We start from the raw sequence: 14791 nt of genomic DNA, 5'->3' as shown, positions 1-14791 counted from the left end.
AAGCCAATTTTTGTTTCTTTTCCAATAATAGCTCTCTTTGAAATTTGATGATTCATACTTACTCCTTTTTTGTAATATAAAATCCCTTTACCACTTTTTCGTGTCAATTATTTTGTTTTTCCTCTGTAAAAAAACAGGGGTGGATAAAACCACCCCTGGAATATTAGCTACTAAAATACAGTTAACGCGTTAGCGCAGTAATAGCATCTTTTTTACCCTTGATTTGCCTTCAATCTTTATCTTATAGAAGTAAATGCCATTTGCCAGTTTCTTGCCATTGTCATTTCTACCATCCCAGATTTCTGTATAATAACCTTTTTCTTTATGCTCATTTACAATAGTTTTTACTAATTGACCTTTGATGTTAAAGATCTCTAGAAATGAGTTTTTTATATTAGATGGTAATTGATATTGAATTGTTGTTTCCTGATTGAAAGGATTAGGATAATTTTCTAACAAAATCTGATTAGTTGATAATTCATACTGGTGCTCTACTGCTGTAGAATCGTGATAATAAATTAATAGATGAGGTCTATCTTTTATACTTGTAGTATTATAATAAGTAAATACGACATCATCACATAAACTATCCATATCGGTAGAAATTTCAAATCTTATCCTAAATTGACTTTTATCTCTCTGATTGTGAATATCATTTAGAATGGCATCGGTAACATCAATAAAAAAGTAATGTTCAGGATTCTGATGTTCAGGGGTAATAAAGCAGAATTTAGATTGTAGAGTTTGTGGGTCACCAGGATTACCTGCTGTCCAATCTCCTACATCAAGATAATCACCATAATCTACATGGTCAATACATAATTTTATGGTATCACCATTAGGAATATCCCAGATAGGCCAGACATAAAGTGTATCATTTCCATGATAATATCCTCTCAATCTCAACTTAACTGAGTCAATTCTACTAACATTTAAACTATCAAGTAAGAAAGTTAGGTAAGATCTAAAAGTAGCATTAGGAACATAAGGCGGAATCCATGGCATACCATTATCACCAACATACAGATCGCCTCTAAAATTCACCTATGGTTGGTAATAATAATTAAAAGTATTAATTTCTCCGGATAGAGGAGGTCCCGCTACTAATAAAGAATCATAATCATCGGCAATGCAAAGAGAATAAAGAGTTAGAAGAAAAATCGGGATTATAATTAACACTTTCTTGCCCGTGTAGAAAATTCTTTTAATCATAATATACCTCCACTCTATTTAAAATTTGAAGTCATTCTTTATTTATTCAGAAATATGTCAAATAATTTTTTTATTCCTTTATTTCATTTCTGATTAGAACAGCTTATGGAATTTCTTACCTTATCTAAACAAATATTTTGACAATCATATTTCAATTTTCTAAATTAGCTTCAAAGTTTGCAAGAAAATAAAATGAGTATCAATAGTCAAAAAGAGACATAAATATTTTATCGGAGGCTGAATGGCAAAGGAAAAAGCAGCAAGTAAAGTTAGTCTTATTGAAGTTTTAATGGTGATCTTAATTGTAGGAATTATTGTAATACTAATACTTCCCACAATTGTTAATAATCAAAAGAAAAAGAAAATAAATGAAGAAATTTTCCCTACTTTTAAACTCATAAAGACTGCTGATGAAAAATTTCTTGAACAGTATGGAGAATATGCATTTGATGTAAGTCAGTTGAATCTTGATGAAATTAAGGATAAGAAATATTTTGAGTTCGGCGTTACTGATTCAACAATTTTTGCTATAACAAATCGTAAATTCGGTAAGCCCGGTGCGAAAATTATTTATAACCTTATAACTGATACATGGTCAGTTGAAGGTACAGAAGGGGTAATAGATATAAACTGGTTACCATAATTATTTTAAAAGTTAAAAATTTTATCATTGGGAAGAAAACTAAGTAATAAATTTTTTATATTAAAATTGTAAAACTAAAAAATTAGTTTAATTCCAACACTTTTTTAATCCCGATATATCCGTTCTCCGGAGTATCCATTCTCCGTAGCAGGCTACTGCGAAGGATGAATCGGGACTGAATTTTTAATAATATAATTATTTTAACAGTTTTAAAGCTCAAAATTTATGTTAAATTTTTTACCAATAATTCTCTATCCTGAGATACATTACCATCTTGGACTGATATATCCATTATATTTTAGAAGATTGCCAGAAATTATTGCTGATTTGCCGTATAGAATAAATATAAAAAGAGAATCCTCAATACCTATTTTACTAATAATTAAGGATGCCCATAAATTCCCAATTTTGTTAAATCAGGTTATTATTACAATTCTATCTAAAGAGATAAACATACAAAAAGAAATTAAACTAAACCTTTCACTTCAAGATAAATATTTTAGCAAGATTATTACTTTAGATATTCCAGATATAGATATTTCACAATCAGCAGAAATAACAATTACTTTTTACATAACCCGTGTTAAAGACGGCAGAGAATTCGTAATCAAAAATGATGATTTGCCAGGTCTTCATAATAAGTTAAATACATTTCTCAGTAGAGAACCTCTTCCCTCGCTCCCAGATTGGTATGCGGGGGAGCCGCACTTTCATTCTAATTTTACAGAAGACCAGGCTGAGTTTGGGGCTGATGTTAATTCTGCCGTGAAACTGGCAAAGAGAATGGACATTGATTGGCTTTTCATCACTGACCATTCATATGACCTTGATGATGAAGAAGATAATTATCTGAAAAATGACCCTGAATTGCCTAAATGGAAAGAGTTAAAGCAAACCGTTAAGAAAGTCCAAACAGATGAAAAATTTCCTGTCTTGTTTGGAGAAGAGCTCTCTTGTGGAAATCTAAATAATCAAAATATTCACCTCTTAATTGTTAATAATAAAAATTTTATTAGCGGATTTGGAGATAGTGCTGAGAAATGGCTTCACAATAAGCCAACTTTTTCTTTATCAAAAGTGTGTAAAATGATTGATAATAATTCCTTAATTATCGCTGCACATCCATTTGAAACTCAATTCAATCCTATTAGTAAAATACTTCTACGACGAGGAATATGGACAGAAAAAGATATTACAGAAAATAATATTCAATACCTTCAAATAATAAATCGTTCAAGTAGGTGGGCAATTGCAAAAGCAAAAAAGAAATGGATTAATCTTTTGTTAAATGGTTATAAGACAATAATATTAGCAGGGAATGATGCACATGGATATTTTAATATTAAACGAGAAGTTGGAATTCCATTCATCTCACTTTTTGCTTCCAGAAATCAAATCTTTGGGAATTTTAAAACATATTTTAAATCTAATTGTAAGATAACCTCAGAAAATTTTATTAATGAATTTAGAAAAAATCGGATTATCGTTTCTAATGGTCCTTTTGTAACTTTCACAATCAATGACTTTGAAATCGGTGCAGATGTAAAATATTCAGATAATTATGAATGCAAAATTAGAGCATTATCATCCTCTGAATTTGGGCACATTAATAGAGTATTGGTTTATTACGGAATTAAAAAAGGAAATAAAGAAAAACTTGAAAAAAGCTGGAAAATTTCTAATTATAATTTTGCTGAATCTATTAGATTAAGCAATAATAATCAATCCTATTTCCGGGTAGAAATTTATACTGATAAGAAAAAATTTTGCTGGACCAATCCTATTTGGGTAAAGAAATAACCCATTATTTGACAGAAAAATTCAAGAATTTAAATTTGTAATATGTTAAGAAAAATTGTTTTGCCCTTGTTAATACTTATGTTTTTGTATATTCCTTTATCTGGGAAAGTTAATAAACAAGCAGCTGACTTATGGCTAAGCAAAGACAAGTTCTCTCATTTGACCGCTTCCGCATTTCTTTTTTGCTGGCATTATGAAATTCTAGACAATGTGTGTCAAATTAAAAGAGGACAAAGTCAGGTTCTCGCAATAAGCTTAACCGAGTTTTACGGCTTGATAAAAGAAATCTATGATTCAAAAAAGAAGTGTAATCATTTTAGCTATAAAGATTTACTCTTTGATACATTAGGAAATTTTTTAGGCTTAATGCTTTATCAATCTGTTAGATGATAAATGGAAATATTATGACAATAAAATATTCTTCTATGCAATATGAGACTGTTGGAGAATACTTAAGAAATATCCGTGAGCAAAAAAATATTTCATTAGATGAAATATCAAAATCTACAAAAATTAAACTTCATTTTCTAAAAGCAATTGAGGATGAACAAATAAAAGACATAACAGATTTAGCATATGCCAGATTAACTGTGTTAAATTATGCAAGATATGTGGGTGCAAATTTAACCGAAACTCTAAATCTGTTTAATAAGAACATACAAAAAAGACCTGCAAAGAAAGTCATTGGATTTAGAATAAATAAGAAAGAAGATTATGAAAAAAAAATACTTATACCAAGAATTGTCTTTCAAGTTTTGATATTAATAATTTTTGTGGGCGCTCTTTTTGGACTCGGTTATTACCTTCACCAAAAAGGTGAACTGCAAAGAAATATTTTCAAAGAACCCCAAAAATATTTATCTGAACAAGAAGCTGCAAAAGAATCGGAAATGGATAAAATAAAAGAAACCTTGGGGGATACAACTTCAATTAAGCAAATAGAATTTAAATATAAATCCGAAGGATCCACCTTTGGTGGAGAAGAAAAATTATTAAAAAAATATATTTTAAATGATAAGCACAGTCCTTGGTATATTATGCCAAAATATATCAAATCCAGAAAAACCGCACCTGGCAGGAGTTATAAAAACCGGCATAAGGAACAATGTGCAACAGGTAGATATTAGCAATTTTTTATACTATGTAAAAAAACCGGGAAGATATTCAGATAATGAACTAAACACTAAGCAGAAGAGGATTTCAGATAAGACTTTAAATTTTGTTTTGGCTTTTCCAGACCTTTATGAAGTTGGTTTGTGTCATCTCGGTTTGAAAATTCTCTATACAATATTAAATAGGGAACAAAAATTTGCTGCAGATAGAGTCTATGCACCAGACATAGACTTAGCCAATATCTTACGCAAAAATAATATACCTCTATTTTCCATAGAAGATAAAATCCCAATTAATCAGTTTGATGCCATTGGATTTACTCTACAATACGAACTTTCATATACAAATATTTTAATGATGCTTGAGTTAAGCAATATTCCAGTCTTTGCAGAAGAAAGAGGAGATGATTCGCCACTCATTATTGCTGGAGGACCCGGCGCTTTTAATCCAGAACCACTTTCAGATTTTTTTGATGTATTTGTTATTGGAGATGGTGAAGATGTAATACTTAGATTAGCAAATTGTTTATTACAAAATAAAAATGCAAGCAAAAATGAAAAACTTCTTAAACTCGCTCAGCTAAAAGGAATCTATATACCGAAATTTTACAAACAAGTAGAAAATTATAACGGATGTTATATCGTTCCAAAAACCAAAAATGTTTCATCAAAAATTGAGAAGAACATCTTTATTGATTTTGATGATCCGGAAAAAATTCATTCACCACAATTAGTTCCTTTGGTTGATGTAATTCATAACCGCCTTTCTGTGGAGATTATGCGTGGTTGTAGCAGAGGCTGTAGATTCTGCCAGGCCGGAATGATTTACCGACCTGTAAGAGAGAGAGATGAAAAAGTTATTGAAGAAATAGTCAAAAAAGAAATTCAATTGAATGGCTGGGATGAGATTTCACTTAGTTCACTTTCCAGTTCAGATTATTCTGCTATTAAAACTCTAACCATTAATTTGAACAAATTTTTGCCAAAAACCTGCACTTCATTATCTCTTCCCTCTTTGCGAATAGATACTTTTAATAAAAATCTTTCTAAATTAATTACAAATCTATCGGGCAGTAATTTAACATTTGCACCAGAGGCTGGAACACAAAAATTGCGGGATAAAATTAACAAGCAAATAAATGAAGATGACATTCTTTCATCTATTAAATCAGCAATATCTTTTGGACTGCGAACGATTAAATTATACTTTATGGTTGGTCTTCCATTTGAAACCGATAATGACATTGTAGCAATTGTTAATTTGATAGAAAAAATATTCAAACTTCATCCTTATAAAGCAGTAAAAATAAATGTCAGTATTTCAGCTTTCGTGCCTAAACCATTCACACCTTTCCAGTGGTGTGCTCAGGATAAAAAGGAAAATCTGATACAAAAAGTCCGATTTATCAAAAATTACTTTAAGGCTAACAAAAAGGTTAGAATAAAATACCATTCAATTGAGCACTCTATTCTTGAAGCAGTTATATCAAGAGGAGATAGAAAGGTTGGAAAATTGATTTACGACGCATACAAAAATGGAGCAATATTTGATGCATGGAGTGAGCATTTTGAGTATTCTCGCTGGACAAAATCCGCACAAAAAAATAACATAAATTTTGAAAACTATACAGGCTTAAAGGAATTTAACAAAAAGCTTTGCTGGAGTCATATTGATTGTGGAATTAAAGAAGATTTTCTGCAAAAGGAATATGAAAGGTCAAAAGAAGGAAAAACCAGCCCGGATTGTCGGCATTACGAGTGTCAGGATTGCGGAGTCTGCTTAAAAACCCCACCAAAATATGTGCAAAATAAAATAGTTGTGAACTCAGTTCCACCATCACAAAAAATCAAAAATAACTTGCCGATTTCTAAATTTAGAATATTTTATGAGAAAGGTAAGGCTCTACGCTTCTTCTCACATAGAAATTTGTTAAATATGATATACAAAATTATTCGTAGGAGTTGCCTCCCTATTTATTTCACAAAAGGTTTTAGACCAAATCCTAAAATCTCTTTATGCCCGCCATTAAGCCTTGGACTTATTGGCTGCAATGAATTTTTTGAAATTAGTTTAACGAAAAAGATTAAGGAGCCAAAAATCCTTGATAAACTAAAGTTTAATCTCCCTAAAGGTTTTCGTCTTAAAAAAGTAGAATCACTCTCTAATTTTTCCAAAAAAATCTCAAATTTCCAGAATGAATTGGTGAGAGTTTCTTCAAAAGAGAATTTTAACTGGAATGATAGAATTGTATATTTTAAAAATCATTCTCATTTTATCCAGAAAAAAGAGAGAAAAATAAATCTAAAAGAAGTAGTTTCAGATATGAAATTACAGCAAAATGGTGTTTTGATTAACAAAAAAATATCCGGAGCTGGAGTCTTTGATATCTTAGATAAAGTTTTTCATTATCCGATGGATGAAATAGATAAATTAAAAATTGAAAGAATAAGAATATTTTGAAAGGACTAAAATTATGAAAAATGAAATGATTATTAATATTGGCTCTTTTGAAAACAGATTGGCAGTATTAGAAGATAATCAATTGGTAGAATTGCTTATTCATAAACAAAATAAGAAAGAAATAATAGGCAATATTTACAAGGGAATTGTTAAAGACAATGTGCCTGGAATGGGAGCTACGTTTATTGATATTGGTTTAGACAGAACAGCACTTTTGCATTTCCGAGATGCCATTCCTGATTTCCTGGATTTAGAGGAGTTAGAAGATGAAAGTTTCCTCAAAGAAGTAAAAAATGATGTCTATAAAATGGGGAAACTATTAGAAGTCGGGCAGGAAGTTATGGTACAGGTAGAAAAAGCCCCTCTTGGTAAAAAAGGTGCAAGACTTACAGGACAAATTTCAATCCCTGGAAGGTTTATGGTTTATATGCCTTATAAGAGTTATATGGCTGTTTCACGAAAAGTTACATCTATAAAGGAAAGAAAAAGGCTGAAAAGAATCTTCCATAAAATTAAAGATGACGATGTTGGAATCATCATTCGTACAAATGCTGAATTACATAGTGAGGCAGAGTTTAGAAAAGAATATTTAAATCTCAAAAGAATCTGGGAAGATATTCAAGAAAGATATAAAAATTATACAGCCCCGGAATGTATATATGATGAGAATGATCTAAGCTCAATTATAATAAGAGAACTTATTAATAGAAATCTCAATCATATAATAATTGATTCCAAAGCAATACGAAGCAAGATTATTAAAAGACTGAAGAGAATTGCACCTGAAATGATTAAGAAGATTAAGTTATTTAGAGAAGAATCTGGAATATTTGATGCATTCGGCATTGAAAAGGAGATATCAAAAATCATGCGTTCAAGAATATACCTTAGCAGAGGCGGATTTATAGTTATCCAGCAAACAGAAGCTCTCGTTTCTATTGATGTGAATACTGGTAGCTTTGTCGGAGATAAAAATTTAGAGAATACAGTAACGATTACAAACATAGAAGCAGCAAAGGAGATAGCTCGTCAGATCCGTCTGCAAGACTTAACTGGAATGATATTTATAGATTTTATTGATATGCAAAATATTGAAAATCGCCAAAAAGTCATACGAACTTTTCGTGAAGAGATGAGCAAGGATTATTCACCGCATAAAATTTTCTCATCCAGTCCTTTAAATATGGTTGAAATGACAAGGAAACGAGGAAGGTCTAATCTCCTTTCCTCCTTCTTTGAAAGTTGTCCCTGCTGCCAGGGAGTTGGAAGGGTGCCGGCTCGTAGCAGTGTACTCAATAACATTTTTCATTGGTTTAACCGTGCTGAAAAATATCATCCAGAAGATAAACTGGAAATTCATATCAATAAATGGCTATATGATTATGTCGTTGACAATCATATATCTTTACGCACAGATTATCATTTCGCCTGGAAATTTGTTCTTGATAATGAATTAGATTATAACCAGTTTAAAATAATGTCTATGAAATCAAAAAGGGATATAACTAATTTATACAAAACTTGACAGTTATTATACAAAAAAATTTTATTTCTTAATTTCAAGGAGAATAATGTACGCAATAATAAATTATAAAGGACAGCAGTTCAAGGTTCAAAAAGACGATATCGTTAAGGTCCCATATATTGATGGTAAAGAAGTTGGAGCAGAATTTGAGATTAATGAGGTCTTAGCTTTAGAAGGCGACAAAAGACCAAAAATTGGAAAACCTTATGTAAAAAAGGCAAAGGTTCTTGCTGAGGTTCTTTCTCATGGCAGAGATAAAAAGATAATCGTTTTTAAGAAAAAGAAACGAAAAGGTTATAGTAGAAAGCAAAGTCATAGACAAAAATATACAGAAGTAAAAGTTAAAGACATTGTAAAAGAATAATAAATCCCTCTTGGGAGAAGAAATGAAGTGAGCCACAAAAAACACACAAAAGCACACTGAATGCACCTTATTAAATTTGAATCTTTTGTGTCTTTTTCGTGTCTGTCCCGTTAAATCCTTTTTTCTATTTAACTGGGGTAATTTCGTGGCTAAATAATTTTTAGGAGGATAAAGTGGCACATAAAAAAGGTGTTGGCAGCACACAAAACGGAAGAGACAGTAATCCTAAATTTTTGGGTGTAAAAAAATATGCTGGTGAATTTGTTAGAGCTGGAAATATACTTATTAGACAGCGAGGGACAAAAATTCATCCCGGTAAGAATGTTGGACTGGGAAATGATTATACAATATTCTCACTTATTGATGGTTATGTAAAATTTGAATCATACAAATTTCCCGGATGCAAATCTTTAAGAAAAAAGAGACGACAGGTAAGCGTCTATCAATAAATCAATTAAATCTTATAAATAATTGTCCCGATTATATACGGATTTATTGCTCATAATTTACTGGCAGTCAAAATAAAGATTGACTGCCTTTATTTTTTTTCTAAATTTAGATTATTCTTTCCTGAATGAGTTATGTAAAATAGATGATTTTGAGTTTTTCCGATTAATTTTAAAGAAATTGTTTTCATAACCTCAACCCCTAACTCCTTCTCCTATTCATCCTTCGTAGTTCATCCTTCGCAGTCTTGCTACGGAGAATGGATACTACGGAGAACGGGCAAGGAGAAGGAGAATCTTGTCTTCCTCTCCTTTAGGAGAGGATTGAGGTGAGGTCAAAAAAATACTATTTTGCATATCTCATATTAAAGATTATTATTAGGAGTCAAGATGCCGTTTGTTCATTTACATAACCACACGCAGTACAGCCTCTTGGATGGTGCTTGCCGTGTTAAGGATATGATAAAAATGGCTGCTAAAAATGGTATGCCAGCCATAGCAATAACTGACCACGGCAATATGTGTGGCACAATAGACTTTTATGAAGAAGCAAAAAATGCTAAACTAAAACCAATCATTGGAATGGAAGCCTATGTAATCAATGGAAATATATATTCTGAAAATTCTAAAAAAAATACCCGATATCATCTCACAATTCTAACAAAAAATATGACTGGATACCAAAACCTTGTAAAACTTTCAAGTATTGGTTTCCTTGATGGATTTTACTACAAGCCCCGTATTGATAGGCAATTACTAAAACAGTATTCAAAAGGTCTCATCGCATTAAGTGGTTGCATGAAAGGGGAAATTCCACAATTGATTCTCTCTGGAAAATATAAAAGTGCAATAAAGGTTGTGCATGACTATCAAGAAATCTTTGGGCAAGATAACTTTTACTTGGAAATAATGAGATTGGGCTTAGAAAATGAGGAGAAACTCATCAATGGCCTAAAGAAATTATCAAAAGAAACTAATGCTGAACTCGTTTGTACAAATGATAATCACTATCTAAAAAAATCAGATGCTGTAGCACACGATATACTTTTATGCATTCAAACAGGAAAATTACTTAAAGATGAAAACAGAATGAGATTTAATACCGACCAGGTTTATTTCAAATCCGAACAGGAGATGCGAGAACTTTTTAAGGACCTTCCTGAAGCTATAGAGAATACGAATAAGATTGCTGAAAAATGCAATCTAAAATTACACTTTGACAAATTCTTGCTGCCGAAAGTATCCATCCCTTCTCAATATAAAGATATGGATGAATACTTAAGCAATATAGTCTTTGAATCCGTTGAGAAAAAATACGACTCTATTACAGACGAAATAAAGCAAAGGATTAATTACGAATTACAGGTTATTAAAGATACAGGATTTGCTGGATATTTTTTGGTAACAAGGGATATTGTTTCTTCTGCCCGAAAAATGGGTGTTATGGTCGGTCCGGGCAGAGGCTCAGCCGCAGGAAGCATTGTATCTTATCTAACAGATATAACTCGCATTGAACCATTAAAATACGATTTGATTTTTGAAAGATTTCTTAATCCTGAACGAGTAGGTATGCCAGATATTGATATTGACTTTTCCGCTGAAAAACGCAATGCTGTCATAGATTACATTGTAAAAAAATATGGTAGAAAGAATGTGAGTCAGATAATTACTTTTGGAAGCCTCGGGGCTAAGATGGTTGTTAGAGATGTCGGTAGAGTAATGGGACTATCCCAGGGGGAGGTTGACCAGATTGCAAAAAAAATAAGTTCCAGACCAGGAATAATTCTTGGGAATGCTATAGAAGAGAATCCAGAACTCAAAGAACTCATCAATAGTAAAAAGGAATACAAAAAATTAATAGAATATTCAAAGACAATAGAGGGTTTGCTCCGCCATTCAGGAGTGCATGCTGCAGGACTGGTTATCGCACCAGATAATTTAGTAAATTATGTTCCTCTTGCAAAATCTGTAAAAGATAATAGTGTGGTTACTCAATATGAAGGAAAATGGCTTGAAAAAATCGGACTTCTTAAATTAGACTGCCTTGGACTAAAAAACATTACGGTAATAGAAAAAGCCCTTGAACTAATTAAAACAAATTACAATAAAGAAATTGATATTGATAATATTGATTTAAATGATATAAGCACCTATGAGCTTCTATGTAGAGGCGATACTGATGGCGTATTTCAATTTGAAGGCACTGGAATGAGAAATGTTCTTATGCAAATAAAACCAAATTGTATTGATGACCTTGCGGTTTGCACAGCATTGTATAGACCTGGTCCCTTGAATAGCGGTATGCATAAAGTATATATAAGAAGAAAAAATAACGAAGAAGAAGTTATTTATCTACATCCCTTAATTGAGGAAATTTTAAGACCAACTTATGGGGTTATTGTATATCAAGAACAAGTAATGCAAATAGCACATAAACTTGCTGGATTTTCTTTCGGTGAAGCTGATATTCTCAGAAAGGCAATGGCAAAAAAACAAAAAAGAGTAATGAATAAACTCAAACCAAAATTCGTTGAAGGTGCTTTAAAAAATGATGTCAGCCAGAACACCGCTGAAGAAATTTACAAACTAATTGAAAAATTTGCACAGTATGGATTTAACAAATCTCATAGCGTAGCATACAGCATTATTTCATACCAGACCGCATATCTAAAAGCAAATTATCCAGCAGAATTTATGGCTGCACTTATGACAGTTGAATCAGATAGTGAGAAAGTTGCAAAATTCATTGATGATTGCCACAGAATGGGCATAGAAGTCCTACATCCAGATATTAATCTCAGTGAATATAACTTTAATGTGAAAGATGGCAAAATCATCTTTGGACTGAAAGCTATTAAGAATGTTGGAGAGAATGCTGCCAATGCAATTGTAGATGGCAGAAAAAGGCAGAAAAAATTCATAAACATATATGAATTATGTGAAAATATTGAGATAAATCACATCAATAAAACAACACTTGAGAGTTTAATCGGCGCCGGTGCTATGGACAGTCTTGAAGGAAATCGGGCTCAACAATACACTGCGATTGAATCTGCTTTAAACTTCGGCACACAGAAAAATAGGGAAAGAATTAAAGGACAAGTTTCACTATTTGATAGTAAACTGACTGAAGATGTTGATAAATATCCCAAAATGCCAAAAGTTAAAGACTGGACTTTAAACTATAAATTAGAAAAAGAAAAAGAACTTCTTGGTTTCTATGTTTCTGGACATCCATTTAAAGAACATGAGGGAGAAATTGAGTTTTTATCTAATTTTGATACAAAAAAATATGATGAATATCTAAGCAAAAAGGAAACAATAAAGAAATTGCCCAGCCCATTAAGAATATTTTCTCTTTTGAATAACATCTCAAAAAAAAATGATAAGAATAATAATCTTATGGCTTTCTTACAATGCGAAGATCTATATGATAAATTTGAAGTAATTTTATTCGCATCTATTTATTCTAAGTATCATAATACACTTAAAGAAGGCGAAATATTGTATATCACAGGTCATCTGTCGGACAGAGAATTTCAGGATAGTAATAAATTAAGATTAATAGCAAGGGAAATTATCCCGATAGATAAATTATCAAATAAATTATCTGGTAATGTCTATCTCAACATCTCTGAAGAAAATATAGATAACAACAAACTAAAGGATTTTGTAAAAAAATGCTTTGTTTCTGAGCCAGGTAATTTTACAGTTCACTTTAAAGTCAAAACACAACTCTTTGGTGTATTAGATATTATTTCACAAAAATATAAAATCTTTCCGGGAAAAACTCTACATGATTTTGTTAATGATGAAGAATATTTTATCAAAGGTATAAAGGTTGATTTCTCCGAAGAATCTGCCTTAGGCATAAAATGAAAAATAAAATTATAATTTTAGTTTTTGTATCTTTAATAATGCCAATTATTCTTTCTGCTGACTTGCCAGTGCTATTTGATTGTAATCGTTTTCTTTCAGAAGAAAACAATACAATCTTTGAAATTTCGTATAAAATTTACCATAAGAATCTACGGTTTAAATTATTTGAAAATCGTTTTTGCGCTCAGCTTGATATTAAATTTTCAATTTATAATAAAGAGGGAAAAGAGTTATACACCAAAGATTATTCTCAACTGATTTCCGGGGAAGCGGGAAAAACCACAATTGAACCTGATGGATTCTTCATTGATAAAATCATTGCTCAGGTCACGCCAGGAATTTATGAATTTGCTATTGAAATATCAGATAGGCTTAGTAAGAATAAAATTCGCTGGGACAAAAAATTGAAAACCTTAGATACTGAGAATCTAATTATCAGTGACCTGGAAATAGACTCATTTTATAAATCTGACACCACAGAAAGTTTTACCAATTTTAAAAGAGACAATATCATCTTTCTTGTTAATCCAAATCATCTTATAAATCCTTCCGAAAATCCGAGTTTCGCATATTATTTTGAAGTTTACAACCTTGATACAATAGATCCTAAAACTGCTAATTGGCAAATTGCAATTTTCTCATCCAAAGGATCTACCTCTGGTAGAGAAAACGATTCTATATGCTATCAAAAATCCCAAGATTTTCCTATTGAAAGTGATAAAAAGGCATTTTGGGGTTCAATATCAATTTCTGATTGGAATCCTGGAACTTACAAAATAGTCGTTGAGATTCCTGAAAATGTTTCTACTCAAGAGATTTTCTTCATATCAGAACCAGAAAAGAAGGTTACAGAAGCTGATGTGGAAGCAGAATACCGATATGTAAAATATTTTTTGACCCGTCAGGATAATAAGATTTATCAGGATTTGAGTAACAAAGCCAAATTAAAATTTATAGAAAGATTCTGGCGACAAAACGACCCTAATCCTATAACTGAAAAGAATGAGTTCAAGGAAGAGGTTATAAGACGGACTCAATATGCTGATGAACATTTCTCACATTTTAAGGATGGATGGAAAACCGATAGAGGTAGAATCTATATTCGCAGAGGTAAACCAGCTGAAATAATTGAAAAGGGTTATGAGTTTAAAGCTAAACCATATATAATATGGAAATATTATCAGGGTGGAAAGAGGATATATATCTTTGTAGACTTCACTGGTCAGGGTAATTATAAACTGGTTTACAGTGAAAATGATGAGAAGGAATTTACTGACCCCAACTGGCTGGATTATCTGGGAGAATATTTTGATGAAAGAGAGTTGGAATAGGACTTCCTAAAAATTTGC

General features: G+C 31.5%; 12 protein-coding genes. 10 read left to right on the top strand and 2 right to left on the bottom strand.

From position 1 onward, the window contains the following. Positions 1–189 precede the first annotated feature (189 nt). Positions 190–1044, bottom strand: coding sequence for a FlgD immunoglobulin-like domain containing protein (locus U9R23_01895; GenBank protein MEA3475188.1), 855 nt, complete (start codon positions 1042–1044; stop codon positions 190–192). Continuing rightward, complete coding sequence (locus U9R23_01890) at positions 1045–1212, bottom strand: hypothetical protein (GenBank protein MEA3475187.1); 168 nt, start codon at positions 1210–1212, stop codon at positions 1045–1047. It abuts the gene before it with no gap. 241 nt (positions 1213–1453) lie between these two features. Here U9R23_01890 and U9R23_01885 point away from each other — a divergent pair, with 241 nt between their 5' ends. The 10 genes from U9R23_01885 (at position 1454) to U9R23_01840 (ending at position 14773) form a co-directional block, all read left to right on the top strand. Then, positions 1454–1855 carry a hypothetical protein gene (locus tag U9R23_01885; GenBank protein MEA3475186.1) on the top strand — a complete coding sequence of 134 codons (402 nt, stop codon included), beginning with the start codon at positions 1454–1456 and terminating at the stop codon, positions 1853–1855. Positions 1856–2080: 225 nt separating this feature from the next. Then, entirely contained in the window at positions 2081–3655 is a 1575-nt protein-coding gene (locus tag U9R23_01880; protein ID MEA3475185.1) for a CehA/McbA family metallohydrolase, read from the top strand. Positions 3656–3697: 42 nt separating this feature from the next. Beyond that, on the top strand, positions 3698–4045 hold the full coding sequence (locus tag U9R23_01875) for a hypothetical protein (GenBank protein MEA3475184.1): 348 nt from the start codon (positions 3698–3700) through the stop codon (positions 4043–4045). A 14-nt stretch (positions 4046–4059) separates the two neighbouring features. Then, on the top strand, positions 4060–4782 hold the full coding sequence (locus tag U9R23_01870; GenBank protein ID MEA3475183.1) for a helix-turn-helix domain-containing protein: 723 nt from the start codon (positions 4060–4062) through the stop codon (positions 4780–4782). Beyond that, positions 4667–7228 (top strand): TIGR03960 family B12-binding radical SAM protein, encoded by a 2562-nt coding sequence (locus U9R23_01865; protein ID MEA3475182.1) that lies wholly within the window; start codon positions 4667–4669, stop codon positions 7226–7228. Before U9R23_01870 ends, U9R23_01865 begins: the two co-directional genes overlap by 116 nt. A 13-nt stretch (positions 7229–7241) precedes the next feature. Beyond that, entirely contained in the window at positions 7242–8753 is a 1512-nt protein-coding gene (locus U9R23_01860; protein MEA3475181.1) for an Rne/Rng family ribonuclease, read from the top strand. Between the two features lie 46 nt (positions 8754–8799). Then, the gene (gene rplU, locus U9R23_01855) at positions 8800–9117 is read left to right on the top strand and encodes a 50S ribosomal protein L21 (GenBank protein ID MEA3475180.1); all 318 of its coding nucleotides are present in this window, start codon (positions 8800–8802) and stop codon (positions 9115–9117) included. Between the two features lie 173 nt (positions 9118–9290). Further along, positions 9291–9566, top strand: a complete 276-nt coding sequence (rpmA, locus tag U9R23_01850) for a 50S ribosomal protein L27 (protein ID MEA3475179.1) — start codon at positions 9291–9293, stop codon at positions 9564–9566. Between the two features lie 387 nt (positions 9567–9953). Beyond that, positions 9954–13442, top strand: a complete 3489-nt coding sequence (locus U9R23_01845; protein ID MEA3475178.1) for a DNA polymerase III subunit alpha — start codon at positions 9954–9956, stop codon at positions 13440–13442. Next, positions 13439–14773, top strand: coding sequence for a GWxTD domain-containing protein (locus U9R23_01840; GenBank protein ID MEA3475177.1), 1335 nt, complete (start codon positions 13439–13441; stop codon positions 14771–14773). Before U9R23_01845 ends, U9R23_01840 begins: the two co-directional genes overlap by 4 nt. Positions 14774–14791: the final 18 nt, after the last annotated feature.

This window comes from Candidatus Cloacimonadota bacterium (genome assembly GCA_034722995.1).
Taxonomy (GTDB): Bacteria; Cloacimonadota; Cloacimonadia; order JGIOTU-2; family JGIOTU-2; genus JAGMCF01.
Note: the sequence above shows the minus strand (reverse complement) of the source record. Positions and strands in the feature narration are given on the sequence as shown.

Coding starts and splice junctions, on each gene's coding strand:
- U9R23_01890 (MEA3475187.1), bottom strand. CDS start 1,212: ATGATTAAAAGAATTTTCTACACGGGCAAGAAAGTGTTAATTATAATC.
- U9R23_01885 (MEA3475186.1), top strand. CDS start 1,454: ATGGCAAAGGAAAAAGCAGCAAGTAAAGTTAGTCTTATTGAAGTTTTA.
- U9R23_01880 (MEA3475185.1), top strand. CDS start 2,081: ATGTTAAATTTTTTACCAATAATTCTCTATCCTGAGATACATTACCAT.
- U9R23_01875 (MEA3475184.1), top strand. CDS start 3,698: ATGTTAAGAAAAATTGTTTTGCCCTTGTTAATACTTATGTTTTTGTAT.
- U9R23_01870 (MEA3475183.1), top strand. CDS start 4,060: ATGACAATAAAATATTCTTCTATGCAATATGAGACTGTTGGAGAATAC.
- U9R23_01865 (MEA3475182.1), top strand. CDS start 4,667: ATGATAAGCACAGTCCTTGGTATATTATGCCAAAATATATCAAATCCA.
- U9R23_01860 (MEA3475181.1), top strand. CDS start 7,242: ATGAAAAATGAAATGATTATTAATATTGGCTCTTTTGAAAACAGATTG.
- rplU (MEA3475180.1), top strand. CDS start 8,800: ATGTACGCAATAATAAATTATAAAGGACAGCAGTTCAAGGTTCAAAAA.
- U9R23_01845 (MEA3475178.1), top strand. CDS start 9,954: ATGCCGTTTGTTCATTTACATAACCACACGCAGTACAGCCTCTTGGAT.
- U9R23_01840 (MEA3475177.1), top strand. CDS start 13,439: ATGAAAAATAAAATTATAATTTTAGTTTTTGTATCTTTAATAATGCCA.